General features: G+C 43.1%; 21 protein-coding genes. 14 read left to right on the forward strand and 7 right to left on the reverse strand.

Annotated elements, in window-relative coordinates; genetic code table 11:
* Positions 1–27: 27 nt before the first annotated feature.
* From GLV98_RS13815 to GLV98_RS13825, 3 genes are all read left to right on the forward strand, one after another.
* On the forward strand, positions 28–1239 hold the full coding sequence (locus GLV98_RS13815) for a GNAT family N-acetyltransferase (RefSeq protein WP_160916189.1): 1212 nt from the start codon (positions 28–30) through the stop codon (positions 1237–1239).
* Between the two features lie 51 nt (positions 1240–1290).
* Positions 1291–1611 (forward strand): hypothetical protein, encoded by a 321-nt coding sequence (locus tag GLV98_RS13820; protein WP_160916191.1) that lies wholly within the window; start codon positions 1291–1293, stop codon positions 1609–1611.
* A 172-nt stretch (positions 1612–1783) separates the two neighbouring features.
* On the forward strand, positions 1784–1981 hold the full coding sequence (locus GLV98_RS13825) for a cold-shock protein (RefSeq protein ID WP_089651440.1): 198 nt from the start codon (positions 1784–1786) through the stop codon (positions 1979–1981).
* Positions 1982–2286: 305 nt separating this feature from the next.
* On the opposite strand, the gene GLV98_RS13830 is transcribed toward GLV98_RS13825, so the two are convergent.
* Together GLV98_RS13830 and GLV98_RS13835 are read right to left on the reverse strand one after the other, a co-directional pair.
* On the reverse strand, positions 2287–4248 hold the full coding sequence (locus tag GLV98_RS13830) for a hypothetical protein (protein WP_160916193.1): 1962 nt from the start codon (positions 4246–4248) through the stop codon (positions 2287–2289).
* A 29-nt stretch (positions 4249–4277) separates the two neighbouring features.
* Positions 4278–5537 (reverse strand): ATP-grasp domain-containing protein, encoded by a 1260-nt coding sequence (locus GLV98_RS13835; protein WP_160916195.1) that lies wholly within the window; start codon positions 5535–5537, stop codon positions 4278–4280.
* Between the two features lie 270 nt (positions 5538–5807).
* Here GLV98_RS13835 and GLV98_RS13840 point away from each other — a divergent pair, with 270 nt between their 5' ends.
* From GLV98_RS13840 to GLV98_RS13850, 3 genes are all read left to right on the forward strand, one after another.
* On the forward strand, positions 5808–6245 hold the full coding sequence (locus GLV98_RS13840; RefSeq protein ID WP_160916198.1) for a YkvA family protein: 438 nt from the start codon (positions 5808–5810) through the stop codon (positions 6243–6245).
* Between the two features lie 88 nt (positions 6246–6333).
* Complete coding sequence (locus GLV98_RS13845) at positions 6334–8526, forward strand: Z1 domain-containing protein (protein ID WP_160916200.1); 2193 nt, start codon at positions 6334–6336, stop codon at positions 8524–8526.
* A 70-nt stretch (positions 8527–8596) separates the two neighbouring features.
* Positions 8597–11071: a bifunctional diguanylate cyclase/phosphodiesterase gene (locus GLV98_RS13850; RefSeq protein WP_160916202.1), complete on the forward strand. Its 2475-nt coding sequence runs from the start codon at positions 8597–8599 to the stop codon at positions 11069–11071.
* A gap of 239 nt (positions 11072–11310) precedes the next feature.
* Here GLV98_RS13850 and GLV98_RS13855 read toward each other — a convergent pair whose 3' ends face one another.
* A complete protein-coding gene (locus tag GLV98_RS13855; protein WP_160914068.1) occupies positions 11311–11568 on the reverse strand; it encodes a hypothetical protein in 258 nt (85 codons plus the stop codon).
* 256 nt (positions 11569–11824) lie between these two features.
* Here GLV98_RS13855 and GLV98_RS13860 point away from each other — a divergent pair, with 256 nt between their 5' ends.
* From GLV98_RS13860 to GLV98_RS13870, 3 genes are all read left to right on the forward strand, one after another.
* Positions 11825–12874, forward strand: coding sequence for a MerR family transcriptional regulator (locus GLV98_RS13860; protein WP_160916204.1), 1050 nt, complete (start codon positions 11825–11827; stop codon positions 12872–12874).
* Positions 12867–13337 carry an NUDIX hydrolase gene (locus GLV98_RS13865; RefSeq protein ID WP_160916206.1) on the forward strand — a complete coding sequence of 157 codons (471 nt, stop codon included), beginning with the start codon at positions 12867–12869 and terminating at the stop codon, positions 13335–13337. Before GLV98_RS13860 ends, GLV98_RS13865 begins: the two co-directional genes overlap by 8 nt.
* 192 nt (positions 13338–13529) lie before the next feature.
* Positions 13530–14300 carry a SurA N-terminal domain-containing protein gene (locus GLV98_RS13870; protein ID WP_160916208.1) on the forward strand — a complete coding sequence of 257 codons (771 nt, stop codon included), beginning with the start codon at positions 13530–13532 and terminating at the stop codon, positions 14298–14300.
* Between the two features lie 115 nt (positions 14301–14415).
* Here the strand turns inward: GLV98_RS13870 and GLV98_RS13875 are convergent, their stop codons facing one another.
* Positions 14416–16068 carry a DUF2207 domain-containing protein gene (locus tag GLV98_RS13875; RefSeq protein WP_160916210.1) on the reverse strand — a complete coding sequence of 551 codons (1653 nt, stop codon included), beginning with the start codon at positions 16066–16068 and terminating at the stop codon, positions 14416–14418.
* Positions 16069–16324: 256 nt separating this feature from the next.
* Between GLV98_RS13875 and GLV98_RS13880 the strand changes: the two genes are divergently transcribed.
* Positions 16325–17545, forward strand: a complete 1221-nt coding sequence (locus tag GLV98_RS13880) for a CNNM domain-containing protein (RefSeq protein ID WP_160916221.1) — start codon at positions 16325–16327, stop codon at positions 17543–17545.
* 59 nt (positions 17546–17604) lie between these two features.
* Here GLV98_RS13880 and GLV98_RS13885 read toward each other — a convergent pair whose 3' ends face one another.
* Positions 17605–18702, reverse strand: a complete 1098-nt coding sequence (locus GLV98_RS13885) for an NADH:flavin oxidoreductase (RefSeq protein WP_160916223.1) — start codon at positions 18700–18702, stop codon at positions 17605–17607.
* A 199-nt stretch (positions 18703–18901) separates the two neighbouring features.
* Here GLV98_RS13885 and GLV98_RS13890 point away from each other — a divergent pair, with 199 nt between their 5' ends.
* From GLV98_RS13890 to GLV98_RS13900, 3 genes are read left to right on the forward strand one after another with little or no spacing between them, the layout of a single operon-like run.
* Positions 18902–20314, forward strand: a complete 1413-nt coding sequence (locus tag GLV98_RS13890; protein ID WP_160916225.1) for a spore germination protein — start codon at positions 18902–18904, stop codon at positions 20312–20314.
* Positions 20315–20325: 11 nt separating this feature from the next.
* On the forward strand, positions 20326–21417 hold the full coding sequence (locus GLV98_RS13895; protein WP_160916227.1) for a GerAB/ArcD/ProY family transporter: 1092 nt from the start codon (positions 20326–20328) through the stop codon (positions 21415–21417).
* Complete coding sequence (locus tag GLV98_RS13900) at positions 21414–22505, forward strand: Ger(x)C family spore germination protein (protein WP_160916229.1); 1092 nt, start codon at positions 21414–21416, stop codon at positions 22503–22505. The genes GLV98_RS13895 and GLV98_RS13900 overlap by 4 nt, the downstream gene beginning before the upstream one ends.
* 294 nt (positions 22506–22799) lie before the next feature.
* Here the strand turns inward: GLV98_RS13900 and GLV98_RS13905 are convergent, their stop codons facing one another.
* Both GLV98_RS13905 and GLV98_RS13910 read right to left on the reverse strand, forming a co-directional pair.
* Positions 22800–23378 (reverse strand): hypothetical protein, encoded by a 579-nt coding sequence (locus GLV98_RS13905; RefSeq protein ID WP_160916231.1) that lies wholly within the window; start codon positions 23376–23378, stop codon positions 22800–22802.
* Positions 23379–23472: 94 nt separating this feature from the next.
* Positions 23473–24207 carry a hypothetical protein gene (locus GLV98_RS13910; RefSeq protein WP_160916233.1) on the reverse strand — a complete coding sequence of 245 codons (735 nt, stop codon included), beginning with the start codon at positions 24205–24207 and terminating at the stop codon, positions 23473–23475.
* Positions 24208–24480: 273 nt separating this feature from the next.
* On the opposite strand from GLV98_RS13910, the gene GLV98_RS13915 reads away from it, so the two are divergent.
* On the forward strand, positions 24481–26328 hold the full coding sequence (locus tag GLV98_RS13915) for a hypothetical protein (RefSeq protein ID WP_160916235.1): 1848 nt from the start codon (positions 24481–24483) through the stop codon (positions 26326–26328).
* Positions 26329–26341: the final 13 nt, after the last annotated feature.

The following is a 26341-nucleotide window of genomic DNA, read 5'->3' on the forward strand; positions in this document are numbered from 1 at the left end:
AGAATGGTCCAATAAGGAGGATATGGAATGGATTTTAAGGAGATCGAAGATTACATTGCATTTACAGACTTATCCCGACGCTGTTACCCTGGCATGAAATTGCACTCTCAAGAAGATCAGGAAAGGTACACGGAACATCGGCGGAAAATGGCTCAAAAAGATGACATTCACACGATCGGTCTTTATGAAAAAGAACAGCTCGTTGGCGGATATATCGCCTATGACCACGTGATGAATGTATATGGGCAACAAGTACAAGCAGCTGGAATTGGGACCGTAGCGGTCGACCTTCCTTACAAAAAACAAGGGCACGCGAAGCGGATCATTCAGCATTTTCTAGCAAAAGCTAGAGACAAAGGACAAACGGTCGCTCACTTGTACCCGTTCCAGCCATCGTTTTATAAGCAGATGGGGTTTGGATTGGGACCTCGGTTGTCGACCTACCATTTTCATCCCTCGCAGCTTCCTTCCTATGATGAAGGAGAAAAGGTGGAAGTTCTGAGTGCAGATGATCAAGAAGAAGTCAAAGCATGTTATGACACCTGGGCAGGAGAAAATCATGGGGCGACGGCTATTCCTCCTTACGGGTTCGCTTTCCTCGAAAAAGAAGAGCTTCACACATTCGGAGTGAGGGAGGAAGGCAAGTTGACAGGGTACGTGACGCTTGAATTCAAAGAGGGCGATCACTTTTTACAAAACGATGTGCATGTCAAAAATTTCTTCCACACGTCGACAAAAGCCTATCGTACACTTATTCACTATCTACATAATCAAAAAGATCAGGTGCGCTCCATCTATTTCCCGACGTTTGATCAGGAATTTGCCTACTCGCTGAATGACCCCGTCCATGTTGATGAACAACTCATCTTCTCCATTTACCATAAAGTCAGTGAAGAAGGCCGGGGGTTGATGTATCGTATCTTAGATATCCCTGCATTTCTTGAAAAAACGGGAGAAGTCCGCTTCGGAACGGATACGGTCAAGATTGGCTGGAAGGTGAAGGACTCTTTGTTAAATGAAACGTACGACTCCGTCTGGCAGTTTACCGATGGAAAACCACAGGCGACAGATGAAGAAGCCGAAATGATCATCGAGGTCGATATCGCCTCCTTCTCTTCTTTGATGATGGGCTGTGTATCACTTTCAAGTCTGTTGAGAAGTGGTGCGGCTGTCAGCGATGGACGTGCCGTAGACCTTTTCCAACGCCCGGATCAACCGAAATGCTGGACATTTTTCTAACAGAAACCATACCTATATAACAAGAAGATCGAGGTATGGGGAGAGGGAACGATGAGAAAGAGAAATGTATTCTTAGCGGTTGAGCATTTTGAACAGGGCCCTTTTGAAAAAGTGCTCGAGGCTTTCCGGGTACGGTGTGAAAGGATAGGGGAGACAGCAGGAACGATTTACACGGCTCCGCTTTCATATGAAGAACTCGTTGCTCTTGCTGACTTTATGGATAGGAGCGTGTACACTTTGGAGTTACAAAGAAAACTTTCTTTAAAGAATTTTGAAGAGAAATTGCAAGCTAAATATCCCGGGGTGAAGCTCCAGCAGCTGCTGGCTGTGTATTTTAGAAAGGAAGCCGTTCCGTTATTGGATAAAAAATAATCTGGCTCGATGGTTGACGTGGGTTGGATATGGGTATATAATAAAGTTAATTATTCTTGTTCGGTTAGGAATGAAAGCTAAAGGAACTTGAAAGTGACTTTCGTCTTGAATGAATAGGCAGAGCAATTATAGTAATACAATGTGGATCGTCATCCACGCAGGAGGTAACAACATGTTACAAGGTACAGTTAAATGGTTCAACGCAGAAAAAGGTTTCGGATTTATTGAAGTAGAAGGTCAAGACGACGTATTCGTACACTTCTCTGCTATTCAAGGCGAAGGATTTAAAACTCTAGAAGAGAACGAACAAGTTTCTTTCGAAATCGTTGAAGGCGACCGTGGCCCACAAGCGGCTAACGTTCAAAAATAAGTAAGTTAAAAAGACTTCCGACTCGTTCGGAAGTCTTTTTTTTGTTTTTTTAGCGGAATACAGATATGTTGCGGGAAGTCATTGATAGAAGTACAAAAGTTAGTGAGAAATCAGTGATTGCTAATAAAATTGTGAAAGCTGCTAATATATGGCCTGAAGTCGCTAATAAAAGTTCAAAACCTGCGAATATATCGCTTGAAGTTGCTAATAAAATCGCAAAAGCTACGAATAACCCTTCATCTCGCTTAACCCACTGAACAAAACAAAGCCAGACTCCTATAACGGAGCCTGGCTTCTTTCTGAGTTTACACCCACGTATAATCTTTCCCCCAGCTTTCTTGAGCAAGCTGACGGATGCCGTCAACAATGGAATTTTCCACTGCATACGCATCCCCTTGTTCGTAAGGGTTGTAATGGAAAGCGTATAATCGGGAGACGAATTCATGGAAGGGTAGGGAGCTTTCGCCTTCCATTTCGCCATTTCCGATGACGCTTGGTTCAATGTTCTGTCCCCAGTTTTGGGAGCCGTCATTATTCGGATTATAAAAGTAGATCCTTTCCTCACCGCTCGGATCTTTCGCGATTCTTGTAATCGAAACGGCGTGAAGGCCGAGTAGTTTGCCGTGTACATTCGTGATGAAAATGCCGACAGGGTTCGGGTAGATCAATTCATAATCATCATTGTATTCCGTGTGATGTGTGGCATAGAAAAGTTTGACGAATCCCTGGTAATCGAGTACATATCCGGTGATCGGATCGAAAACGGAGCTGAAGCCTTTCTGGACCCAGTTTCCATAAAAAGCCGGGTTGACCCAGCGGTGGCCGTCTTCGCCTCGTAAAGCGACACGGGTCATCATTTCACTGTAGATTTTGTCCAGGTGTGGCACGAGGACAAGCGATACAGGATCGAGCTCTTTATCAAGGTCCGGAGCAAGTCCGCCTGTTAGCTCTTTGGAGTGAATCGGTGTTCCTTCAAACGTGAAGTCCAGGTCTCCATCACGTGCGGCACGCGGAATGATTTCGAGTAAAAATCCTGGCGCGTGCTGGGCCCATAGGCTGATGCCACGGGCTGCCTGACAGGTCGGGTTGAACCCTTGACCAACGCCCAATGGCTGACCGAGCACTTGAATGGTGCCCGCGACAAGGATGCTGTTGGCTGTAACCCCTTCACCTGTATTCGTTGTGGAATACAGAGCGTTCCGAACATCCGGGCGTATATCAAGTTCGACCAAGCGTCTTAAACCTGGGGCGACAGGGGAGTGTGACAATACCCCGCGCTCTAGTAACATCGAAAGGCCATAGATCGCTTGACGGGTTCCAGGGAAAATGGAAGCCCGAATCAACTGGATGACGAGTTCGCGGTGTTCTTCAAGATTCGCACTGCCTTTACTGTTCAAGTTCAACGCATAAGCGAGAAGCGCAGGGTTTCTTTTGCTCAAAAAGCGAATCAATGTAGCGTGATGTGGTGCTACAAGCCCCGTTTCGCGCATGGATTGAGCGAGTGCGACACTTTCAGATATAAGGTCTGTACGGGTGAGTGTTTTCAACTGAGAACGGTACGCATGGACGTCATTGAACTGTGAACTCAGATTAGAAGGCCCTTCAATGGCTGCGATGAATTGCTTCAGTTCTGTCTTCCCTTGCTCATCCGAATCTTGGTCCAGCATTTCCTTCGCCATTTTGATCATGGACACAATTCGCTTCACCATGATCGGACGTTGGGCTGTGAGACGTTTGATTTCATTAATGAGAGTTTGGATCAGAGCGCTTGAGGAAAGATGAGTCGATAGGAATTGAAACAACTTTCCTGCTTTTTCATCATTCTCATGCTTTTCAATCCTGGAACTTTCACTGGCATCCGGGAACAGCAGATTCAAGTTCAGGACCATCACTTCATTCAAAAACTCTTCCGCCATTTTAGGCGAAACATTCGGGTTTGTCGCTTGCCCTTTAGCGATGGCGAGCATACGCAGTTCGCTGAGGACTTCGATGATCATAGGCAGACCTTTCGCTTTCAAAGAACCTGCGACAAGGGGAGGCTGGAGTTTTTCCGCTGCTTCCCATGGACCATCTTGAAATACACCCGCTTCTTCCAATCGACCGGCATGCTGATATAAATTTTCAAAGCCATCCTCTGCTTCAATAAGGCGGTTCGCCTCCTGATAGACATCCGTCTGGTACTTGGATTTGGCGAAGGATGGAGCTTTATTCAATTCGTCTAAAGCATAGATGAAACGCTCGACAAGGGCACTCGTCGTTTGAGGCATAAAACCTCTCCTTTCTCTATCGCTTGCGCTTATACGTAGAAATTGTATTGCTCGTATGTCTTCAGCAAATCGGTCATTTCTTCACTGTCACGGCCATAGAAAAAGATCGTTCCATAATGGTTTCCAAAGCCGATGCGTTCGGCTACTTTTCCTTGAGGAGGGGTGAACATATCATGCTTCTCAAAGTACGGATGGTCCTCAAGCTCTTCAGGAATCTTCAAGTCTTCGACATAATCCACATTCGGGTGAACCATTAGACACCCGGCGTAGCTTTGATAATCGTAAGGGTCTGGGAAAAATTCGCGAATTTCTTCCTCCGTTGTATTCGGATCACTGCAAAGGATCTGTGCTTCATAGGCGCTGAATCCATAAGCGCGTTCGATCAACTCGAAAATATGACCTCCAGGTACACGGGCAGCCACTTCTCCAAAGTGAAGCGTTCCGTCCTGGGTGATAAAGTATTCGGGATGGATGACGCCGTACTCGATCTCGAAAGCGTCGACCAGTTGTTGGACCGCACGTTCAATCAGTGGACGTTTTTCCTCTAAGCTTGGAGAAGCAGGAACGAAGTTGGAATAGCCAAGCTTCACATACTCGGTAATATTGAGGAAGCGTACTTTACCTTTATGGATGAACGCTTCACAAGAGAATTCCTGTCCGTCAAGGTGACTTTCCATCAATAATGGGAAATCAACATCTTGAATTCGTTCAATATCTTCATTATTATAGATGGCCAAGTGACCGACAGAACCAGCCTTGTCCAAAGGTTTGACGTGAATCGGATCAAGGTGATCGCCTTCCAGCTTCAACAAAGCTTCGTTGACGCGCTTCAAGAAACGCTTGACGTCTTCTTTCTCGTGAGCCTCCTCGAAAACGCCGACTTTGATACCGGAAATTTGAGCTTTCCGTTTCATCATCCCTTTGTCACGAAGCAGCAACGAACGGTTGAATACTCGAGGATCCTCGCGGAAACGGGCGTTTAAAGCACCGGCCCATTCCACACATTCTTCATATAAAGGAACAGCGACTTCGACACCCATGTCCTTCAACTGTTTATACAGATGATCAGAGCTTTCATTGAGCTTGTTAAAGTCCCATCCTACAAACGGAATATCGTGCTTTTCTGCATACGTCTCAAAATCTGCAGGTCCGACAACGACGAATGGACGATTCATGCGAGCTGCAGCCTCGATGGCCTGTACACTCCAGCCGACTAAAGCGGTGTAATACGGTTTTGTTTCTACCGTTTCATCTACAGTCGCATTCAATTCAAGTTGATCTAAATCCATTTCGAACCTCTCCTTTGTCAGTGAAAATATAAGTATAGGAAACTTTGACACTGTTACTCTTAAAGTATCAGAATAGGCCAAAAACTGTAAGCTTTATTCGCACTTTCGACAAAACTAGTGTTTTTTCTACAATGAACACAACTAGGGAATGCCCCAGGGTTACCTTACAGAGGGTCGATTTCCCGGGAAATAAAACGAATCATCGTCTAAAGAAGTTTAGAAGAAGTGATTTTCGTCAAAAGTTATAGTACGTAAAAAAGGAAGGTGCCTATGCCAAAACAAAAGACCTATCAGGACCGTTTGAAAAACCTTGACCCTCGCAAAGCAGTGGAGCGGGGACGGGCTTATTTTTCAGAAAAAGAGTATGGAGAGAAGCTTCGTACGTATAGCAGTCGAATCGGTACTAAAATCGTCTATTATAGTTTGCTGTTGTATTATGCATTCAAGAGCCCTGATACTCCGAAAAAAGCAAAACTGACGATTGCGGGTGCGCTAGGGTATTTGATCCTACCCGTAGATGTCATTCCCGACTTCATTCCGGTCGTTGGTTTTACGGATGATAGTGCGGTCATCATTTATGCTGTCTATCAAGTGATCTCCCATATCGATGAACAAGTGAAGGAACAGGCGAAAGCAAGACTCTTGAAACTCTTTAACGGCCAAGTGGATGTCGATGATTTGGAAGACCCTGTCCAGAAAGAAGACTAAGCAAGGAGACCATTTCCAGGTTTCCTTGCTTTTTTCATGTTCCACAATCATGTATAATAAGCGTGTTTTGTAAAAGGGAGAAGATACGATGACGGTAACATTCCAACACTTGAAAACGAATGGAGCCTTTTTCAAGTATTTAAATAAAAAGAATCAATATAAGCAGCCTGTTCGTGAGTGTATGCTGCGGACAATGGCGAAACTTCAAGATGCAGACACAACGGAGCACCGGCCGGGGATGCTGCTTGGGAAGATCCAATCGGGGAAGACGCGGACGTTCATCGGTGTGATGGGACTCGCGTATGATCATGACTTTGATTTGGTCATTCTTTTGACGAAGGGAACGAATGCGCTCGTCAAACAGACATATGCCCGTCTTCACGAAGAGTTCGAAGGAGCGATCGAGCAGGATGCCCTGCAGGTTTTTGATATTATGAACATGCCTGAAAATCTACGAAAGTATGAATTATCACAAAAACTGGCTCTCATCGTGAAAAAAGAAACCCATAATCTCGACCGTCTGCAAGCAGTGATGGAGAAGTATCCAGCTCTTCAAAATAAGCGCGTGCTTTTCATTGATGACGAAGCAGACTTCGCAAGTGTCGCTTACGAGTACAAGCGAGAGCAGAACGTGACACAAATGAGGGTGATTGCCTCAAAAATCAATAACCTTAGAAAAGCGCTCGACCGCCCAGCATTTTTACAAGTAACCGCAACCCCTTATTCCCTTTATTTGCAGCCGGAAGAAATGAAGGTCCATGTGGGGAAAGTGTTCGAACCGATTCGCCCGGCGTTCACAGAACTTGTCCCTGTACACGACCGTTATATCGGTGGGGGTGTCTATTTTGACAAAAGTGAGAAAGACGGTCACCTTGCTTCTTACCTTTATCATGAAGTGGAGGAAAAGGAGCTTGAGGTCATGAAAAAGATGGATGGTCGCCGTGTGAAAATGAACCGTTTGTTGAGTCAGAAAAATATTACGAACATACGGAAGGCGGTTGTGAACTTTATCGTAGGCGCGAGCATTCGTCGTTTTCAGCAACGGATGAAAGGGCGCAGGGAACAAAAGTATTCCTTTATCATCCACACCGAACGTGGGAAAAATGCGCATGCGTGGCAGGCCGAATTGATCCAGGGGTTCGAAACCCTGCTTACTGAGGCGGCCCGTTCGGAATCAGAGGAGTTTCACAGGCTTGTCCGTGAATCTTACGACGATCTTATTCGTTCTGTAGAAACGTTGAAAAAGACTCCGGCACCTACTTTTAACGATGTGTATGAAGAAGTCCGTCATTCATTGGATGAAGAATATATCGTCAATAGTGTCGTCAATTCGGAAAAAGATGTGACCGAGCTGCTTGACCATAAGGGAGAATTGAAGCTTCGAGCTCCGATGAACATCTTTATTGGCGGCCAGATCCTAGATCGGGGTGTGACGATTCATAACCTGATTGGCTTCTTCTATGGAAGAAACCCGAAATCCTTTCTGCAGGATACGGTTTTGCAACACTCCCGTATGTATGGGGCGAGACCTGTCGCCGACCTTGCTGTCACTCGTTTTTACACCACACAGAAAATCTATGGAGTCATGAAACGAATCCATGAGTTCGACAGGGAACTGAGGGATGCATTCGAGCGCGGTGGCCATCACAAAGGCGTTGTTTTCATTCAAAGAGATCTCAAAGATATGATTATGCCTTGCAATCCAAACAAAATTTTATTATCAAGCCTAACGATGATTAAACCACACAAGCGTATGCTGCCTGTCGGTTTCCAAACGGGATATAAAACGCATATTGAAAAAACGATACGCAAGATCGATCAGCTTATCGAAAAAGCTAGGAACCATGCCTGTGCGACCAATGATGGTGCCTATCTTATTCCAGTAACGAGGGCTAAGGAGATCCTCCGCCTTGTACACGGGACGCTGGAAATGGAGACAGGTCATGATTTTCATCTCGATGAATATGAAGGGATCCTCGATTATTTGGGTTCTGAAGCTCAGGAAGGTGCTTTTGTCTGGATGATTACAAAAACGAACAGGCAAATTCGTCGCTTCAAACAGGATGGAAAGTTCGAAAACTCCCCTGATACCCCAGGTAAAGGGACAGGAGAACTGACAGTGGCAAGGAAAGTTGCTCAACAACAGCCGGCTTTAATCATGCTTCGTCAGGAAGGAAAGAAAGAACATGGATGGCGCGGGACGCCATTCTGGTGGCCTGTCCTCATTGCACAGGCAGAAACAGCTCCGACGGTGTATGCAAATAAGACGCTCCATGACTAGAAGGGAAGCCTGACCAATGGGACGATTGGTACAGGCTTTTTTCTATTCCATTCATAGGGGGTGATGTATAATGGGAAGAAATACTGATGTCGAAAAAAGGATGGATGTGGAAATAATGGAAGTGGTCGGTGAGTATAACGGATGGTTGGTGCTTTTGTCAGTAGTCGTGTCCATCTTGTCTTCTTATACAGCCTTACAAATTGTGAACAGGATGGCCTCCGTTCAGCGGACAAGATATAAATGGCTGACACTAGGAAGTCTGACTTTCGGTGGCGGCATTTGGTCGATGCATTTTATTGCCATGCTTGCTTACGACATGGGTATGCCTGTGGTGTACGACGTTGCATTAGTTGTACTAAGCATATTAGCTGCTGTTGCTTCCAGTTTCACCGCCTTTTTTATTATCAGTAAAGGATTGGATAAGAAGATCTGGCGGTTTACGGGAGCCGTGCTGATTGCTTTGAGCATCGTGTCCATGCATTACATCGGTATGGATGCCATGAAGATGAACGCCTTCATAGAATACAATCCATGGCTGGTGGCGGTGTCGGGAGCTATTGCGTTAGCTGTTTCCTTTGTAGGGTTACGTCTCTTTTCCTTGTATGCACAAAAAGGGAAGGTCGATAACGAAAAGGATCACTGGAAAGTATGGGGAAGTTCAACGTTTATGGGGATGGCCATTTCCGGCATGCACTATACGGGGATGGAATCGGCTACCTTTTTTATGGAAGGAAGCAGCCAATCTGCGATCAGTGGTCCCGTTGTGGATCCGACTATGCTTGCCTGGATGATTGCTGGCGGAGTGATCGCAACCATCGGATTTTTGATTGTGTTGATTAAATTTGATACGGAAATGGAAACGACAAACACACGTCTTGAAGTGGCGAACCAAATGTATCGTTCCATATTAGAATCCGCCAACGATGCCGTCGTAACTTCGGATGAAAAAGGAATAGTTCTGGCTTGGAACAAATCCGCTGAGCAAACGTTCGGTTATAGGGCGGAAGAAATGATTGGTGAGCCTTTAACGAAAGTGATGCCCGCACACTATAGGAATGCGCATCAACAAGGCATAGAGAGATATAATCAAACCAGGAATGCCCGCGTAATCGGAAAGACCGTAGAACTTGAAGGTTTACATAAAGAAGGATCTACTTTTCCTATGGAACTTTCCTTATCGACGGTTGAAGACAAAGGAAGGACCTATTTTACAGGCATTATCCGGGATATTACCGAGCGTATCGAAAATGAAGAGCGTATCCGAGAACTGGTTTACAAAGATGACCTCACCCATTTACCTAACCGACGTGCTCTGTATGAACATTTGGCTGGGTATATTCAGGACGTGCATGAAAAAATTGCGGTCATGTTTTTGGATTTTGACCGATTCAAACAGGTCAATGATGTTTATGGACACCGGATGGGTGACTTGTTGCTGAATGAAGGGGCTTTACGTGTAAAATACCATTTGACTGAAGGCGACCTCTTGGCCAGGCAGAGCGGAGATGAGTTTATCATTGTTCTCCCAGACACAAGTGTGGGAGGGGCGAAAAGCATCGCTGAGTCGATTATAGAGGAAATTGCTGCTCCATTTAAAATAGAAGATAGAGATCTTTACATTTCAGGGTCAATTGGAATCAGTCTCTATCCAGAGGATGGGACCACTCCCGATCTGCTCATCAAGCGGGCTGATACGTCAATGTATCAGGCGAAACAGGATGGTGGAGGGCAGTATTGTTTTTATACGGAAGAAATGGATCAGCATATCACTCGGAAACTCCAACTGGAAAACGGGCTGAGAAAAGCCATCGAGCAAGAGGGGATTGATGTGTATTATCAGCCGCAAGTGGACGTGAGGTCAGGGGAAATTATTGGCTTTGAGGCCCTAGCTCGCTGGAACCACCCAGAATTCGGTTTCATACGCCCAGATGAATTCATACCTCTGGCAGAAGAGACGAAATTGATCGTTCCTCTCGGAGAGAAAATCTTACTTGAAGCTTGTCGCCAATATCAGCAATGGATGGATGAAGGCCATGACCTAGAAAGAATCAGTGTCAATTTATCAGCCATCCAGTTCATGGATCCGACCGTCGTTTCTACCGTCGAGAGCGTTCTTAAACAAACGAAAGTAGCACCTGCACATTTGGAAATCGAACTTACTGAAAGTATTGTACAGGATTCCACACAGGCACTCCCGGTGATGAACCGGTTGAAAAAAATGGGGATTCAACTTGCATTGGACGATTTTGGAACAGGATTTTCATCACTCAGTTACTTGAAAGACTTTCCATTAGATACATTGAAAGTGGACCGTTCATTTATTCAGACCATTCATGAGAATGAAAAGGACCGAGCGGTTGTGGATACCGTTATCCAATTGGCGGATCGGCTCGGGTTAAGTGTCATTGCAGAAGGGGTAGAAACGGAAGTCCAGCTGGATTACCTCCGCAGTCGCGGGTGTGCGGAATATCAAGGGTATGTATTCAGTAAGCCGTTAAGCAAAACAGAAGCAAGTGCTCTTTTAACTCAATCGATGGCTATGTAATAAGCACAAAGCTTTGCCATTAAAGAATATGGCAGGATTGTGTAAGGCTTGATTTCGATACTTTTATTGGAGGTTAGGGGCTCCGGGAAAAGGTTCGCTTTCCGTGGGCGAGTCATTCCCCGCAGCCCCTAAACTCACACAAAAGTCTCGAAACTGAGTCTCACAATCGGGAGCGTTTCTTTAACTCTTTGAATTTTAGGATAGAAAAAAAGACCCAGTGATGGGTCTTTTTCTATTTCTTATTTTTCAATGGGCTCATCAAATAGATCCGTGAATTTGGCGACGTTCTCGTAACTGAATTCGAACGCCATGCGTACTTCACCAAATCCAGGTTGATAGAAATAGCCCTGAACTTCATAACTGCCCGGGTTTTCTCTGACTTTTGTTAGATGGAAGTATCTTTGGATGAACTGGGCCATTTCCTCCAGTTTCTTATTCCGTACCTTGATCCATTGGTCTCTTAATTCTTCTGTGGGAAAGTCAGATTCTTTTAACATTTGCTCACTCCTCTACGGAAATCAAAGCTATGAAACTGTTTGTTACCATTATACTATAAAAGCTCACAGTGATTTTCAACTGCTATCCGAAAATTGTGACACTCTCTCACTTAATCTCTAAAAGCTTATGTGCAGGAGAACTAGATTATTAGTCGTTTTTGAGGGAGTATCATTTTCAGGGAAGATTTTTGAAAATACACTTTACCTTTACGTAACGTTACCCTTTATAGTGGGATTTGAAAAGGGGGATTGCTTCATGAAGATTACTGAAGTAGCGAAAAAATTAGAAACAACGCCAAGAACTATACGTTTTTACGAAGAAAAAGGATTGATTTCACCGGGAAAAGCGAGCAATGGCTATCGTATGTACACAGAGGAAGAGGTCAAGGATTTGCGTACCATCCTGGCTTTGAGGGAGGTCGGCTTATCTACGAAGGAAATTAAAAAGGCATTGGAGCAAAATGATGATTTTACGGATTATCTACACACCCAGCGTTCATTGCTTTATGAAGAGATGATTCAGATCAGAGATATGGTGGCAACGATAGACTGTATGGTTGGTAGAAGTGGACAGGCAGGGAAGGAGGAGCAAATGATGAATATGGCACGTGAGTTGAAAGGTTTAAAAGTAAAGAGAACCAGCTGGAAGGATCGTTGGAATTTTGACGATCAGGCGGAGGATTATGATAATAACATTAAAACGACGGGGTATCGTTTTAATGTACATGAGCATTATGAAGAAGCTCTAGCGAAGGCGCATAGATGGGTGAATGCATCATCAGGTGAACGTGGCGTAGATATAGGGGCAGGGACAGGGAACCTGACCGGACTTTTTCTAAGCCAAGGTATTTCTATGATTGCTGTTGATCAGTCTAAGGAAATGTTGAAGATGTGTGCAAAGAAGCATCCTGAAACGGAAACGCGTCTTGGTCATTTTCTTTCTCTCCCATTAAATGATAAAGAGACGGAATTCGTTGTCTCGAGCTACGCGCTTCATCATTTAACAGATGAGGAGAAGGAGCTTGCCCTTGCTGAGATGGATCGAGTCTTAGGTGAGAAGGGGCGAGTGGTGATTGCAGACTTAATGTTTAGGGATGCGTCGGACAGGGAGGACGTTCTCCGCACCTATCAAGAATCAGGAAATGTAGAAGCGGTGGAGGCAATTGAAGATGAGTACTATGCTGATCGTTCTCGCTTGATCAGATGGTGGGAAAGTCACGGATACGATGTGAAAGTCCATCAGTTCAATTCCATTCTCCATCTGCTCTTTGCTCAAAAGGTGGAGAGGAGGTCACCGAATGAATGACTATATCCAGACAATGCGTCAGATGATCGGCCACGAAACCTTGCTGACTGTCGGTTGTGGTGCAATAATTGAAGATTCCAATGGTCGTATTCTGCTGCAAAAACGTTCGGATCATGGAGTGTGGGGCATTCCGGGCGGCCTTCTTGAAATTGGAGAGACCTTCGATGCGGCAGTCAAACGGGAAGTGAAGGAGGAAACCGGGCTGGAATTGAAAGAACTCGATTTGTTTGGCATATACTCCGGTGAAAGTGGATTTGCTACTTATGAGAATGGAGACAAAGTGTTCAGCGTGCAAATTGTCTTTCGAAGTACGTGTTATGAAGGAAAGCTGGCAACGAACCACGAGAGTAAGGAGCAGGCTTTTTTCCATGCTGATGATATTCAAGAGAATCTTCTGAACCCTCATCAGGCGCCGTTTCTTCTTGATTGGATGAAAGGAGTACGTACACCGGTCATCCGCTGATGAAATCCTTTTTTTCTTTCCACAAATTTTCCACATTTGTAGCAAAGACAAAATATTCCTTGAAGAAGCCTTGTCGTGACAGTGTTCTTCGTACCTTTTATGTGTAAATGGGTTTGTGACCACCGATATCGGTGTGTTTACAGACGGTCGTTCCGTGTTACAATGGCTAACACAACGATGAATAAAGGAGAAATGACATTGAATAAAAAGTGGTTACTAAGTTTACTATTTGTAGCGTTCGTTTCTTTACTAGCTGCCTGCGGTAACGATGAAGAAGGCGCATCTGATAATAAGGAACAGGAAAAACAAGAGGAAACAGAACAAGCAGAATCCGGTGAACAACCTGAAGCACCTAAGCCAGATCTTGAAGGTGTCCCTGAAGTTGTCGCTAGTGTAAATGGTACAGAAATTAAAAAAGAAGAATTCGAAACGACTTATAAAGGGCAGTTCCAACAAGCAGCGATGCAGTCTCAAATGACAGGTCAAGAACTTGATCAAGATCAATTGAAGAAGCAAGTAGCCGAAAGCCTGGTTGGACAAGAGCTGTTGATGCAGGAAGCGGATAACCGTGAATTTACAGCTTCTGAAAAAGAAGTAAATCAGACCCTTGAGGAGTTGGCAAAGCAACAGCAAGTCGGTTCTGCTGATGAATTTCTTGCAGCGCTGGAAGAACAAGGGATGAGCGAGAAGGAAGTAAAGTCTCAAGTTAAGACGCAAGTTAAAATTGATAAGCTGATTGCTGAAGAAGCTGGCGATGTGAAGCCTTCAGAAGAAGAAATCAAAGAAGCTTATGACAAAATGAAAGAGCAGCAAGAAAAAATGGATACAGAACAAGAAGTTCCATCTTATGAAGAAGCAAAACCAACGATTGAACAGCAGTTGACTCGTCAAAAAGAAGGACAAGCCACTCAAAAACTCGTTGACAGCCTTCGTGAAGAAGCAGAAGTTACAGTTAACTTGTAAGACCCGATTAAAAACCAGACCTTTAAAAGGTCTGGTTTTTTGATGTGTATGAATGGAATAATATGTAAGAGAAATAAAAAAACTCTACTGGAGCAGAAGTAGAGTTTTTAATGGTTTAAAAGGCACCTGATCCGCCACCACCGCCACCGACTCCTGCGCCGCCACCTCCGGCACTAATGCCCCCTGTAGAGGCAGAAACAGAGGCGTGAGCACCTGCCCTTTCAAAGCTCGTTTGCACCGCTACGCTGAGAGCCAGGAACATGATCCAGTCATCACTAGAGTTCGATAGGGGAGCAGGGGTGTTATGGGATAGGTTTCGTTTTCTCATTCCGACCTGGTAAAGAAGGGCGAGGATTTGGTCTTCTTTTTCCCACTCTTTCCATTGATCGCTGATTTTTAATGGTTTTAATTCTTCTTTCAATTTGCGTCCTTCCACGTTCAGAGGTCGGTAACCGATGCTGAAGCTGAGGAAAAAGGTGAAAAGCAGAATAGAAAAAAACATCCATAGGAACAGGTCATAAAACGGGAACAAAACGATGAATGGAAGCGTCGTAAAGGCAGCTGCACCTGCTACCCAGCGAGGGCTGTGTGCTGTTTCCCTGACATCGTACTCGCGAAATTCCTGTTTGACTTTCTCCTGCCATGCACTTAGATTCAATTGATACTTCTCGTGATTGGCCTTTTCCTCTGCATAGGCTTCGATGTCTTCTAAATGAAGATATTCTGAATCTGCAATCTCATCAAAAAGCCATTCAATCAATCGTTGTTCGTGTGGATAATCGGTTTGTCGATGACTCAGTTTAAACTCTTGTTCGGATATCTTTTCGATATTCCCCTTACGTACCAGGTCCAACAGAGCAGCTGTCAATGCAGATATCGGCAACTGTCCATGATTGGTAAAAAGCATCATCGCAGGCAGACTCATCTTTTCTTTAGGAAAGCTGCCCGTACTGCTTTTTTGCCTTTTTGCTTCCCGCACAGTTTCATGCCTTTTACGGAGGGCATAGATGACCAGCACCGCCGCTACGAGAATGAGAGCACTATGAAAATAAACGGCAAAGTTATCCCAAAAGTTTCTCGCTTCTGCTCTTGCTGCTATGGTTTGTTCCAATTGTACTTGATCTTCTTGAATCTCTTTTAACATGGGTTCAAAACTCGTGACAGGTGCCTCAGAAAAGAGAGAAGCTTCATAGGCGACGCGGATATCTCCATTCGTTCCATCGCTGACTTTACCTAAATCAAAGATGACTTTTCCGTCCGAGGTCGTTGTTTCTGTATCGTAAGCAGCATCAAATCCGTAAGCGGCCAAAACTTCCGCAGGTTCCGGAGGTTCAACCGTAATCGTTAGGTTCTCGTAGGTCGATTCATTACTTTTATCAAAAAATGGCCAATAGAACTGACCGACATCCTCAAACACTTCGACACCACCGTTGATTGTGTAATAAAGGTCGATGGTTACGGTTTCATCCGAGCCGCTCCGGTAGATTTTATAGAGGTTATCCTCTTGTTCAACGGGAAGCTCTGAACCGTTTTCAGTAGCCTTTACACCTGTAATGGAAGAGGTCTCTTTCGGGATAAGCGTACGGGTGATGCCGTTAAAATCATCGTTGAATTCATACGTGTGCGTTTCTTTCACATCCACGGACCCATCTGACTTCAGGTTCGCATGGATATTCGTTTCTTCGATCGTAAACTCAACCGCAAATACTTGGATGGGGATGAATAAAAGAAGGGTAAACAAAAACACGCTCCATATTATTTTCTTCATTTACGTCACCTGCTTTCCTTATCCTTTACGTGTCATTTCAATGAAAGGTTTCATAGAAAAGTTCATCCGAAGGTTTTTCAAGACTGATTCCTTCAGTAAACGGAAGGGGGTAGTTTTCATATTTCTTCTAAGGGAAAAGGATGTAGTGTACAATAGATGCTACTGGCGTTTTGTGTGTATTTTTTTTCAAAAGGTCACACGAGAATAGGAACAGCTTACTTAATCATGTGTCCATCATTCAAGGAGGAATAGCCCCGTGATCATTGCGATCATCTTTTTGCTGTTCGTTTCGCTTTTCTTCTCAGGGAGTGAAACGGCTCTTACGGCAGCTAACAAAATGAAGCTCCAATCGAGAGCGAAGAAAGACGATAAAAAAGCAGGTAAATTACTAGATTTACTCTCACACCCCAGTGAGTTCATCACTACGATTCTAATCGGGAATAATATCGCTAATATTCTTTTGCCGACGCTTGTGACTACATTAGCCATTCAATATGGGTTCAGTGTAGGACTGGCTTCTGCGATTCTGACAATAACCATTATTATTTTCTCAGAGGTCATTCCGAAATCGGTGGCCGCTGCTTTCCCAGACCGTATCGCTTTGACTGTTTACCCAGTCATTCGTTTTTTTGTGATCCTTTTCAAGCCCATTACCATTGTTTTGAACCGGTTAACAGGATTTATAACCAACGCCTTATCAAAAGGTCAGGCGAATGAATCTTCCATTTCAAAAGAAGAGCTTCGTACGATGGTGGACATTGCAGACTCGGAGGGGACGTTCAATGAAGCAGAATCCCACCGAATCAAAGGTGTGCTTGATTTTTATAATTTGAATGTAAAAGATGTGCTGAAAACACCGCGTGTCGATATGATTGCGATTGATCAAGAAGCTACCTTCGAGGAAGTCCGTGACATGGTCGTGCAGCACCCATTCACCCGTTACCCTGTCTATGGGGAGGATATGGATGATATCATCGGCGTTTTCCATTCGAAGTATTTGATTTCGTGGGCGATGGAACCGGAAAAGCCGTTTATGGACTATATGTACAAAGATCCGCTGGTTGTCTATGAGTTCCATAAGATTGAATGGGTGTTTAGGAAAATGACGAAAGAGAAGAAGCACATGGCGATTGTTTTGGACGAGTATGGGGGAACCGAGGGCGTTCTGACCCATGAAGATGTCATTGAAGCAATGATTGGTTTGGAAATCGAAGATGAAATGGATGTAGAAAGTGATTCGATTATTGAAAAAATCTCTGAAACAGAATTGATTTGTGATGGTAAAATCACGTTGCGCCGCCTGAATTCAATTTTTGATACAGAGATTCCGGAAGAGGAAGACGTGCTTGCGGGTTATCTCATCAAGGAATTCAATGATTTTCCTTCCGAAGGAGATGTATTGGAACAAGACAATCTGACGTTCAAAGTGTTGGAGATTGAAGGGCGTATGGTGCGAAAAGTGCAGATTATTAAATGACTAAGAACATAGGAAAGACCCGGTCGACTTTTACAAGTGACCGGGTCTTTTTTTGATGTTTATTCTCTGATGGAAGCCTCGAGTTCGTGGTCTTTGACTTCTGCTTGTGGTAACAAGGTCTTTTCAAAATCGAAGGCATTCAGGTCAACATTGTCTCTTACTTTGTTCGGTAAGTCAGGATTGGCAAGGGCTCCTGTGCCGATGGAAACAAGGTCGGCTTGTCCTGAGTCGATAAGGTTTTCGGCACTTTCCTGGTCCTGAAGTTGGCCGTTGGCGATGACGGTGATTCCGCCATAAGTCTTAGCTGCACCAGCAAGTGTCTTGGATCCTTCACCGAAGGAAGGTGCCGTCGCATCGCCGTCTGTGACGTGAATGTAATCCAGTCCCGTTTTTCCTAATGCACCGAAGATCTGCTCGGCTTCTTTTTCACCACCAGCCCATTTGTGCGTTTGGTCGGCGACTTTCCCTTGAGAGATGCGGATCCCGATGATGAAGTCTTCACCAACCTCTGCGAGAATTTCATCCACGACTTCCAATACAAAACGCAGACGGTTCTCCACAGATCCCCCGTATTCATCCTCTCGCTTGTTTAAGTAATCGGTTAAAAATTGATCCAGAAGATAGCCGTTGGCTCCGTGAATTTCCACTCCATCAAAACCAGCTTCCTTTGCACGGCGTGCAGCCGCAACAAAATCTTCTTTTACCTCTAAAAAGTCCTGGTCATCCATCGCACGAGGCGTCTGGAATGTACCTGACCCTCCATAAAATCCCAATTGCTCTCCTTTTGGTGGAATAGCAGAAGGGGCGATGGTTTCATCGGTGTACGCATTTCCCTGGCTTTGTCCGCCGGCATGCATGAGCTGGGCGATGATGATGCTTCCTTCATCGTGAACTGCATTCACAATCGGTTTCCATGCATCTGCCTGGATATCGGTCGCAATCCCGGGTTGATTGTTGTATCCCTGACTGAAGATCGTATCTGGATAGATGCCTTCCGTAATGATGGCACCAAATCCACCTTTGGCAAAACGCTGATAATATCTTTTCATACGGTCATTGGCACGGCCGTCTGCTTCGGCACTGATACGAGTCATCGGTGCAACGACATAACGGTTGTCCAATTTTTTGCTGTCTAGTTTATAGGAATCAAATAACATATAGAATCCACCCTTCTTTAGCTAATGATTTTAAGGTTAAGTGATTTTTATCTCAGTTTCAAAATAAATGCTCAACTGCAACATATTCAGGCACATAGTCCGATGGATTTCAATGAAATACGATCCGCCTGTCTATGGCATAAATTTCTTCTCGCGTAACAAGATAAGAGTAGTGAATGTTATAGGGAGGAGGATACCTATGTCAAAGATCGAGGGCAAAGAACTGTTTCTTACTGATAATTTGAATCAAAATGTTGAGCTTATTCAACGGGCTTTTTATCATACGGAAGATTTAGTCGTAGAATCGGTTGTCTTTGGTCATAAACGCGGTCAACTCCTTTACATCAATTCACTTGTCGCCAAAGATAAGGTGATGGATTATATCATTCGCCCTCTCAAATCAAGCAAAGTCAAACATGCCCTGGAATCTCTTCAGGTTTCTGAGGAAAAGCAGACAGGTACGGTTCACAAACTCGTTTCTGAACTCCTAAGCGGAAGCTGCGCCCTCTTGTTAGAAGGGGAAGAAAAAGCCATTTTAGCTTCTGTACCTGTGGAGGAGAAACGGGCCATTAAAGAACCTGATTCTGAACATATCATCAGCGGTCCTCACGATGGATTCGGAGAATCGATGGCTACAAATATGATGCTTTTAAGAAAAAGGATCAAAGCCCCTTCCTTTAAAATGAAAAAATATGTGTTTGGTCATTTGACTGGTACAAACGTTGCGCTCATGTACATAGACGAGGTCATTGATCAGAAGGTTATACATCATATTGAAGAAAAATTAAACAGCGTCGATCTTCAAGAATTGCAGACCTCGACAGCCCTATTGGAAGTGATTCAGGATAACAAGCATTCTCCTTTTCCTCAGGCCTTAAGCACAGAAAGACCGGACCGTGCTGCTTCTTATTTGCTTGAGGGAAAAGCCGTTCTCATTGTCGATGGGACACCGGAAGTATTGGTTTTGCCAACGACTTTCTTTGCTTTCTATCAATCCGTTGATGATTATACGATGCATTGGATTGTCGGGTCGTTCTTCAGAATTCTCCGTTTGATCTCATTTTTGATTGCCGTCACACTTCCAGCTATGTATATCGCAATCGTTAGTTTTCATCCGGAAATTTTACCGCTTGGGCTGTTGTACAGCATTCGAACGTCGATTGAATATGTGCCTTTTCCCCCAATATTAGAAGCATTTCTAATGCAGATCATTTTGGAGATATTAAAGGAAGCGGCCATTCGTCTTCCTTCCCCCATTGCGCAGACAATCGGAATCGTTGGAGGTCTTGTTATCGGAACAGCGGTGGTGGAAGCAGGCCTTGTATCGAATACGATGATTGTTATTATCGGCCTCACAGCCATCGCCTCTTTTGCTGCGCCGTTTAACCAAATGGCCGTTATCTCCCGGCTGCTCGGTTTTGTTTCGATGGTTGCGGCCTTTTTGTTTGGTTTATTCGGAATCGCCATCATTTTAATGGCGATTATCATTCACTTGTGCAAACTGGAATCGTTTGGAGAACCTTATTTCGCCCCTTTAGCTCCATTAAAAACCAATGAAATGGGGGATTTTGTTCTTCGTAAGCCAAATAAAAACGGGGAATCTCCAAGCTAGGAGGAAGTTCAATGATTAACGGGCGGTTGCTGTCGAAATTTCAAATTTATTTGATGATCATTCAAGCACAGTTGGGCATTGGTCTTCTTTCGCTGCCCAATTTATTGGAGAAGGAAGTGGAACAAAATGCCTGGATGCCCGTCCTTGTTGCTGGTGTGCTTGTTCAACTTACATTGATTATCTATTGGCTTCTAATCAAACGGTTTCCAGGTACCTCCTATCATGAAATTCCCGTGCTCATTACAGGTCCGTATATTGGAAAAGCCATCAATACAATTAACTATATCGGCTTTTTAATCATTGGTACGTATTCTATGATCCTTCTCGTGAATTTGGTGAACAACTGGCTGCTCCCTTTCACACCTGTATGGGCCATTGCCTTATTAATCATTGCACTAAGCATGTATTTAGTCGTTCAGGACTACCCGGTCGTTGCTCGTTATTTAGTTGTACTATCTGTGGTGCTCATACCGGTCTTTATCCTCTTATTGCTTATTCTATTTCAAACCCCTCTTGAAGTACGGAATTTGATGCCGGTTGGCGAATCAGGATTCCTAAAGGTTATCAAAAGTTCTGAGGTGGACTTGTTCGCGGTATTAGGATTTGAACTGATGTTATTTATCGGGCCGTATGTCCATATGAAACATTCAAAACTATTACGTACCGTCTCACTCTCCAACGCTACGATTACGCTGATTTATTTTGTTGTCATTGTTCTTTGTGTGATGGTTTTCAGTGCGGATGTCCTGAAGCAGATAAGGGAGCCCGTCCTTTATTTGATGCGATCTCTATCATTTCGAACCGTTGACCGTATCGACCTATTGTTTGTATTTATGTGGCTCAGTCCCATGACGGCATCAGTGATCATTTATTTACTGATTAGCAGTAAAAGTATTGCGAACGAAGGGAAGCCTTTCCAACGGACTGTTTTTATAAGCGGGGGGATCATTTATCTACTGGTTGTTTCAGCTTCATATGATGAACAAGCTTTTCAACTGTATGAACAAATCTTGAAATACACCATATATGCTGTTGTATTCTTTCTTCCTTTCTTGCTAACCCTCTTATCCTATCTTTTGAAAAAGAAGAAGGTGAACGCATGAGAAAATGTATATTCCTAATTATATCCCTATTTTTGCTTGCCGGCTGCTGGGATCAGGAAAATTTAAGCGACCGGAGACTCATTAACGGCATCAGCTTTGACCTTTCTGAAGAAGACCCAAACCTTATTAAGGGAGGCATACGTGCTCTTAACATTCAATCTCAGGGCGGAGGAAAAATCGAAGTCAAAGATGAGTTGTTAACCACAGAAGGACCTACCACAGACGAACTTGGGCATGAGATTAAGAATTATGTGCCTGGACGTCTGGATGTTACGAAAACATTCATCATTTTTATAGGCGATGAGCTCTCGAAAGAAGGAATCAGTCCTTTACTGGAGTCCTTTTATCGTGGGAATCTCGGGTACTTGCCTTCGAAAGTGGTCGTAGTGAAAGGGAAAGCATTAGAAGTTCTAAGTATTAATAATGACGAAAGTCCAATTGCATTTCGTGTCTTGAACGGTGTTCGTTCAGCAGAAAAGAACACACTCCTTCCAAAAGTAACTTTATTCACGTTATGGAATAAAATGGGCGATGAAAGAATGGACCCTGTCCTCCCGCTTGTGGAAAAAGAGGATGACTTGCCCAAGATCACCGGTTTAGCTCTTTTTGATCAAGATAAATACACAGGGAAGGATTTGGATACGAAGCAGGCTACCCTTTTAATGCTTATGCAAGACGATCTAGGTTTTACCGGAGATATTTTTATTCCATATGAAAAAAATCCCCAAAAGACGTATCGTTTATCCATCATGGGGCTAGAGAGAGAACTAAATACTAAAGTCTCCAAAGACGGGACGTTTACGAGCACCATCGATCTTAAAATCAAAACAGAGATTAACGGGAATCCACTCAGAGATTCAGACCTTAAAGGTTTGGAGGCACATGCAGACGAAGTTATAACAAAAAGAATGGAGGAAGTCATAACAATTCTTCAGGAAGTCCATAGTGACCCGTTAGGAATCGGGATGGAAATAGCGTCGAAGTACCCGAAGGAATGGAAGCGTCTCGACTGGGAGAAAGAGTATAAAGAGATGAAGATCAAGTTGGATGTAGAAGTGGATATTGAAAAAACGGGCGGATTGCTATAAATGAAAATCCTGTGTGATAGAAATTCACACAGGATTTTTAGTCGTTTCATTATTCTGTTTTTTAAGCAAGCTGCTTTAAGGCCTGGTACATTTCTTCGCCTTCATCATTCAGTACATGACCATTTCCATGGCATCGTCCGCATTCCGTGCTGTATCTTCAGTATCCATTTTCCAAGCCTTTTCTCACTGGATAATTCACGGTGTTATAGTTGGCCGAGATCATTTTCGTTTTGATTGTATTCCTTAGAAGAACTCTGGTAACAGAAATGGCTCTTTTATTATTGATTATTTTAGCTAGCTTATATTCACCTGAATTTTATTTAAAGCAGGGAGTCCTTCCTCTAATTCATCCCCAAAAACAGCTCCTTCCACTTTAAAGGTACTATCAAGTTTTGTCTGGTCGAGACGGATCATAAAGTTTGCAAAGCTGAGTGATTGACCTGCAGGTAGTTGCTGGAATTGAAGTGGTTGAAGCCAGTATTCGCCCTTCTTATGTGCAAGCAACTCAGCTTTCTCATCAATGTAATACCAAGTTTGCATGGGAAGAGGACTGAATGCGCGGTCCAATAAATCCTCTGGACTAATCTTCCCAGAAAAAGAAATATTCTTGGTATGGTTCATTTTTAAGCAGATATATGGCCGATTAAGGTTTTGTTCTCCAATATTTCTAATGAGAAAGCTTCCGAAAATATAAAGGTTTGGATTACCTGTGTTTTTGGAGAGTTTTAAAGAGTGATTAAAGTAAGAAAAAACATGAAATGTTCCTTGGTGGAGCGCAGTCTGTTTCGTTTGGTTTAGAAGTTCTTTTGTCTCTAATAAATCTTTTTCAAGCTTATTTAGCTTTTTTTCAATCGTTTTAATGTTATGGTTCATAAACTTCCCCCCCTGTTTTACATAATATGAAGTAATCGGGCTTAATGTGGCTTATATGTAAAAGTGTAGAACAAGAATGTTCTACACATCATTTTTAACCGTTTCCGTTATCGTCTTCATCCATTACTGGGAAAATACGTCGGCAAGGGTTCGGTAATTCTTGTCTGCAATCGCCTAGTGGAATTAGCGGACGTGGTTCGCAAGGGCGAGCAAAGACTTCCAGCTTGACAGGAGCAGAGCATTGTACTTCTTGACAAAGGGTGAATAATAGGTTGAAAAGTAAATCTAACGCACCGTCTCCATCCCCATCTACACATGTAGGGGTACCTAAAAGCCTGAAAGTTGAGGTTGGTAGGACTCGACAAGAAATTTCTGAACCTACTTGATCTGGACAGCAAAGCAGTACCGGTTCTTCACAAATTGCAGTACCGTCAATTTCTGCTGTAGCTTCTACATCTACGTACACTGGAGTTACACCATCAGATTCAAAGACATCAAAAGTGATATTGATGGGAATAGTGTCGCTCTTTGTAACGGTTACTAATGTTAATTCAATTTCTTCACCATCATCAAGAGGTACCATTTCTGTTCCTTCAGCAGTACATCCTGTGTCATCAACTGGTAAAAGTCCGAAATCAATTTCTACTTCCACATTTTGAACTGTTCCTCCGGCAGTAAGTGCTTCACAAATTCCATCAATTACATCTTGTGTAATTCCACCAAGAGTTAGTTCCTGGACATCAGTCCCTCTTGCGATAACATAATCAAAAACCTTATTCGTATCAATACATTCCCGGCGAAAACGACTCAAGTCAATGTTTGGATCCATACATGAATCTTCCTTTCCTATTTGTTGTTCGATACATCCTATGTAAAGAACCGGCCTACGGCATGAGTGGTTCACCCATTTTATGAAAAATTAGGAAATTTAGTGAGAGCGCCCATAACTTACTCAACGATTTTCTTATATAGGTATTTCACAATAAAATCATTAGAGAATATACATAAGATGGGAAAGTATCAAAGTGAGGGTGGTAAAAAGATGTTGCAATCTGGAATACTGGAAAAAATGACTCAAAGCTTAGATGAACTCTACCGGCTTGTGGAAGAACAAGCAGATTCCAATTATTTCATCCATGAAGTTTCCATTAATAAGAAAAATTTATTAAAAACGATGAGAGAACTCTACACGGAGCATAATATTCAGGTCAAACATAATAAGAGTTTAGAAGAAACGGTCGAATCTTTGAAGCAACAATTAAAGGAAAGAGAGCAAAATCTGAAGCAATTACCGACAGAAACAGTGATCAAGCAACACTTCAGTGATATTGAAACACGTGCGGTTGCTCTAGAAGAAAAATTGGAGGAGAAATATAAGAATCAATCTCCGATCCTTGCATCTTTACAAAAACAAATGAAACAAATGGACGGGGAACTGAAACAGGTGAAAGGGTCGCTGGAAGAATTGAGTGATTCAGAATCCTCCAATGAAGTAAAGGTTGAACAAATTAATACAGCAACGAAAAATTTACAACAATGGACCAGATCCATTGATGAAAAAATACAATCACTTTTGAAGGATCAATCTGAAGAAGCAAAAAAGGTAGATGAACTTTTTCAAAGAGTAACGGACTCGGATCGAGAAGTAAAAGAAGTACTGGAGAAGGTTCATAATTACTTGGACGCCCAGCCTGATGTGCAGAAACAGTTCGACCAGATTGAAAAACGTCTGGACGAAATGAAACAAAATATGAGTGATATAGAAAATAAGGACGTATCTGTTCTGACAGAGCGTTTGGAAAAATTGGAAGCATCTTTCGACCAAGACAAATCTCTACAATTAGATGAAAAAATTGTGTCACTTACCGCACGCCTTGAGAATATAAATCAGAAAATCAAGCCAAATCAAACAGATAATGATGTTAGCAACCTTGATCATCAATTGAACGAGACTGATAAAAAGGTTGCTTTCATCCTTGAGTTTTTAGAGAAGTATACAGAATATCAGAACGAGTTACCGAGAGAGCTCCAGCAATCGATGGATGAAATAATTGAAAAAATGAAACGCCTTGAGGAAGTTGTTCAATCTACTCAAGAAGACGTAGAACAGATCAAAGAAGAAAAGGAAACTCCTGCTACTATAACTGAAGAAGGAAAAGAAATAGTTTTTGAAGAAGAACCTGAATCAAAAGAAAATGATACGAACGACATTCCTTCATATGAAAAGAACGTGGAAGAAGAACCCCAGACCATGCATGTAGATCAAGATAGTTGGTTTTATCACTCGTTAAAAAACTTGTCCGAAACACAAGAATCTTTTCGACCGATCAGTAATCCAGTGCATAAAAGAAGGAAGAAGAAAAAAACAGAGAAACATACTGATTTGAACAAACAAAGTCAAAAAGAACAGTCTTATTCTGACCCGGAAGACAATGATGAAACACCACCAAGCAAAAATGATGTAGCACCTAAACCATCTTCTGCAGACACTCCACTACATGTTAACAAGAAGAGTGGTAATAAGGTTCCAGATATATCTAAAGAAACTCCTGACGCTCGAAAAGACGTACCCTTAGAAAACGAAACTCCAACAGAATTAGATCTAGATAAATTTTCATCACAAGAAGAAAAGCAAATCCCGGATATTCAAAAGTTCAAAGAAGTAGAGAGTGTAGAACCAAGTGTGGAAAAATATGAACCCCTTAAAGATGAAGAAGAGGAGAAAGATGTTCCTAATGAACGGGGAGATTTAACTGAAGAGGATGTCAAAGAACCTGAGCTTGGAATTAACAAGAAGTATACAAAGGAAAAAGAAATCTTCACTAAAGAGGAATCGCTAGATCAACAGAGTATTAATGATGTAAGTTCCTCAGAAGAAACTGTAGAACAGGACTCTTCGAATAAAAAAACATTAATGGAAAATATTATGAAAATTTTCAGTATGACATAAAAAAGTGCCTGCC

It is taken from the genome of Halobacillus litoralis (genome assembly GCF_009856415.1).
GTDB classification, from domain to species: Bacteria; Bacillota; Bacilli; order Bacillales; family Halobacillaceae; genus Halobacillus; species Halobacillus litoralis_C.

What these genes read in the sequence shown, in the direction of transcription:
- GLV98_RS13815 (WP_160916189.1), top strand. Translation starts at nt 28, where the DNA reads ATGGATTTTAAGGAGATCGAAGATTACATTGCATTTACAGACTTATCC.
- GLV98_RS13820 (WP_160916191.1), top strand. Translation starts at nt 1,291, where the DNA reads ATGAGAAAGAGAAATGTATTCTTAGCGGTTGAGCATTTTGAACAGGGC.
- GLV98_RS13825 (WP_089651440.1), top strand. Translation starts at nt 1,784, where the DNA reads ATGTTACAAGGTACAGTTAAATGGTTCAACGCAGAAAAAGGTTTCGGA.
- GLV98_RS13830 (WP_160916193.1), bottom strand. Translation starts at nt 4,248, where the DNA reads ATGCCTCAAACGACGAGTGCCCTTGTCGAGCGTTTCATCTATGCTTTA.
- GLV98_RS13835 (WP_160916195.1), bottom strand. Translation starts at nt 5,537, where the DNA reads ATGGATTTAGATCAACTTGAATTGAATGCGACTGTAGATGAAACGGTA.
- GLV98_RS13840 (WP_160916198.1), top strand. Translation starts at nt 5,808, where the DNA reads ATGCCAAAACAAAAGACCTATCAGGACCGTTTGAAAAACCTTGACCCT.
- GLV98_RS13845 (WP_160916200.1), top strand. Translation starts at nt 6,334, where the DNA reads ATGACGGTAACATTCCAACACTTGAAAACGAATGGAGCCTTTTTCAAG.
- GLV98_RS13850 (WP_160916202.1), top strand. Translation starts at nt 8,597, where the DNA reads ATGGGAAGAAATACTGATGTCGAAAAAAGGATGGATGTGGAAATAATG.
- GLV98_RS13855 (WP_160914068.1), bottom strand. Translation starts at nt 11,568, where the DNA reads ATGTTAAAAGAATCTGACTTTCCCACAGAAGAATTAAGAGACCAATGG.
- GLV98_RS13860 (WP_160916204.1), top strand. Translation starts at nt 11,825, where the DNA reads ATGAAGATTACTGAAGTAGCGAAAAAATTAGAAACAACGCCAAGAACT.
- GLV98_RS13865 (WP_160916206.1), top strand. Translation starts at nt 12,867, where the DNA reads ATGAATGACTATATCCAGACAATGCGTCAGATGATCGGCCACGAAACC.
- GLV98_RS13870 (WP_160916208.1), top strand. Translation starts at nt 13,530, where the DNA reads ATGACATTGAATAAAAAGTGGTTACTAAGTTTACTATTTGTAGCGTTC.
- GLV98_RS13875 (WP_160916210.1), bottom strand. Translation starts at nt 16,068, where the DNA reads ATGAAGAAAATAATATGGAGCGTGTTTTTGTTTACCCTTCTTTTATTC.
- GLV98_RS13885 (WP_160916223.1), bottom strand. Translation starts at nt 18,702, where the DNA reads ATGTTATTTGATTCCTATAAACTAGACAGCAAAAAATTGGACAACCGT.
- GLV98_RS13890 (WP_160916225.1), top strand. Translation starts at nt 18,902, where the DNA reads ATGTCAAAGATCGAGGGCAAAGAACTGTTTCTTACTGATAATTTGAAT.
- GLV98_RS13895 (WP_160916227.1), top strand. Translation starts at nt 20,326, where the DNA reads ATGATTAACGGGCGGTTGCTGTCGAAATTTCAAATTTATTTGATGATC.
- GLV98_RS13900 (WP_160916229.1), top strand. Translation starts at nt 21,414, where the DNA reads ATGAGAAAATGTATATTCCTAATTATATCCCTATTTTTGCTTGCCGGC.
- GLV98_RS13905 (WP_160916231.1), bottom strand. Translation starts at nt 23,378, where the DNA reads ATGAACCATAACATTAAAACGATTGAAAAAAAGCTAAATAAGCTTGAA.
- GLV98_RS13910 (WP_160916233.1), bottom strand. Translation starts at nt 24,207, where the DNA reads ATGGATCCAAACATTGACTTGAGTCGTTTTCGCCGGGAATGTATTGAT.